Raw genomic sequence first — 2,825 nt, forward strand, 5'->3', positions numbered from 1 at the left:
TTATCAAAAATGGTTTATAGAAAAGAGAAATAAGTAAAAAAATGATTGACAATAAGCAGCATCAATAATAAAATTACGGTATTTTAAAAAAGGAGGTTTTGGTTTTAGAAAATTAACAAAGAAAGGAAAAAGGTTTAATGAAAAAGAAAAAGTTAATGAGATTATTTGCAGGGTTACTGGTGATTACGATGTTAGCACCGAATAGTATCGTTTCTGTATATGCAGAAGAACCGGTTCAAAATGAAATCCAGCAGAATAAAAACACAAAAATTCAGTATCTGTCAGATAAGCAGGAAGTAGAGAAAAGAGTTGGTTATGGCTCATTTGGAAAAGACAGAAATACGGAAATGAAACAAAATGGTGAAGGCTTACAGGTAAAAACCCGAGGAGAGAAAGTAACATTTCCAAAAGGAATTTTTGCACACGCACCATCGACAGTTATTTACGACGTGAGTGAACTTAAGGATAAGTATCCGAACTTTGCGGGATATCTCGGAATAGATTCACGTTCCGGCGGCGGGAACGGTGTAATATTTAAAATTTCTGTTTCCGATGATAAAAATTCATGGGAAGAAATTTATAATAGCGGTGTCGTAACTATTAATGACGCAGTATATGTAAATCTTTCCATGAAGGGCAAAAAGTATATTAAACTTGAAGCGGACAGCAACGGAGAAAATTCCAGAGACCACGTTGTATATGCAGATGCCGGATTTGTAACGAATGATTATACTCCATCAGAAAACTATAATGCTCCAATTAAAACGGTGGCAGAATATGATGAAGAGTTAAGTAAAATCAATTTCCGTGACAAAAACGCAGTGAATAATAATACACAGACAATTTATCAGAGAGAACTTGTAAATCAGGCAGGTTTTTATACAATTAACAAAGTCTATGAGATGGAAGACGAAAGAGGAAATAAATTGTATAAAGATGCCATAGAGTATTTGCTGAAAGATAAAGAAGCACTTTATTATTACATTAACGGAGGTCCAAAACCGAGTCAGGGAACTTACGAAAATTCTTTAATTGCATTTGGAAAGTTATATAATGCATACAAAGGAGAATTGGATAATAACAGTGAAAATGATTTGAATATTCGTCTCGCAGTATCTGTGGCATCAGCATATGCGAATCCGAAAACGGTACGTTTTTGGACCGGAAATGATAATCCAAACAGCGGTGTAGAGGCAGTACAAAAAGAAGACCCGGTAAGACGTTATGCAACATATAAAAAACTGTCTGAGCAGGGAAATTATATGGATAAGATTTCGACACTTGCAAAGGAACCTTCCCGTAATATGGGAAATGCAATCTGGTCAGGAAAGCAGTTCAAGGAATTATCCGTACCGATGATGCGCTGGGTAGTAGATTCACGTATGCATGAAGACGAGTTTGAATGGCTCGCACAGTATATTACACAGTGGGCTTCAGAGGAAGAAAATAAAAACAAAAACTTCCTTGACTCTTATATGTATGTACACAACAAGCAGGGAAACTGGCAATATACAGATGAAAAATATTATAGCCAACAAAAGCGTGCTGAATGGAACAAGAAATATAAATTTGATGATTTCAAGAGTTTCGATGATAATGCTAAATATGGCACAAAAGATTTAATTCGCTCTTGGATTGTATGGGAAGAAGGCGGAGTGTGCGGTGCTTATGCGAAGACATATGCAAACCTTGCGGAAGTAGCGGGACGTCCGTCTATTGTAACCGGACAGCCGGCGCATGCAGCAGCATTGACATGGCAGTGGGTTTCAGATGGAGGTCCGGACCATAAAGGACAGTATGAATGGAGAATCCAAAACAATGCATGGAGTCTTCGTGAAACTTCAAGTGAGTATGAAGATTACCTATTAGGCTGGGGAAATCGCAGGAAGATGGGAAATATTGATACAAACAGAAACAGGGCTTCAAGTTACACCCTTCTTGCAACTGACGTTATTCAAGATTGGGACGCATATGTAATGGCGAAAAAATATACATTGCTTGCAAATAGTTTGAAAGACTTTTCTGCAAAAAGAGAAGTATATTACAGAGCATTGACAGAAAGTCCAAGATATCTTGATGCAACATACGGAATGCTTGATATGTATTTGAATAAGCCGGATTTGACAAGTGCAGAGTTAAACCGCTTTATGAAAGAGACGGCTTCCAGATATACTTACTATCCAATGGTTATGGCCGACCTCTTAAGAGAAATCGAACTTTCCGGAAAACTGACAGATCCGGTACATATGGCTGAACTTTATATGGAGCGCCAAAGAGCATTAGAAGAAGCGTATACATTAAGAAAAGACACAAAAAATCTGACTGCAGATGACTATGAGAAGACAAGACAGCCGTGGTATGCGGGAGATGTGGCAAGAGCAATTCTCGAAAAAGACCATTCACGTATCGCATCATTCTCGTTTGATGGGGATAATGCAGGAAAGATTGTATTGACAAAAAATCTTACTGAAAAAGGTTTAAAAATGAAATATAGTCTTGACGGAGGAAAGACATGGAAAACTTCCGATAAAGATGTAATTTCATTAACAAATGATGAATTGAAATCTATCACAGTCGAAAATGATATTCAGGTAACGGTAGAAGGAGCTACTGAAGATATGTATGGTCGTCTTCCTATTTGCGTAATTGATATAATGGAACAGGAAGCACCTAAGAATATTGAAGCGAACGATAAGGAAGACCTTTTACTTGGAGACGTTTCTAATTTGGAGTACAGCGAAGACGGTGGAAATACATGGAAACCATACGAACAAAATGGTTTGAAAAATCAGAATCGCTTTACCGGGATGAATTGTAAACCGAGA

The 2,825-nt window shown here is 37.3% G+C and carries 1 protein-coding gene; it reads left to right on the forward strand.

All coding sequences use genetic code 11. The features are described 5' to 3' along the window. Nucleotides 1–137 precede the first annotated feature (137 nt). The coding region (locus tag ACYQ35_RS11745) for an NPCBM/NEW2 domain-containing protein (RefSeq protein ID WP_459833796.1) at nucleotides 138–2,825 on the forward strand (2,688 nt) is incomplete at its 3' end.

It is taken from the genome of Faecalimonas hominis (assembly GCF_054660755.1).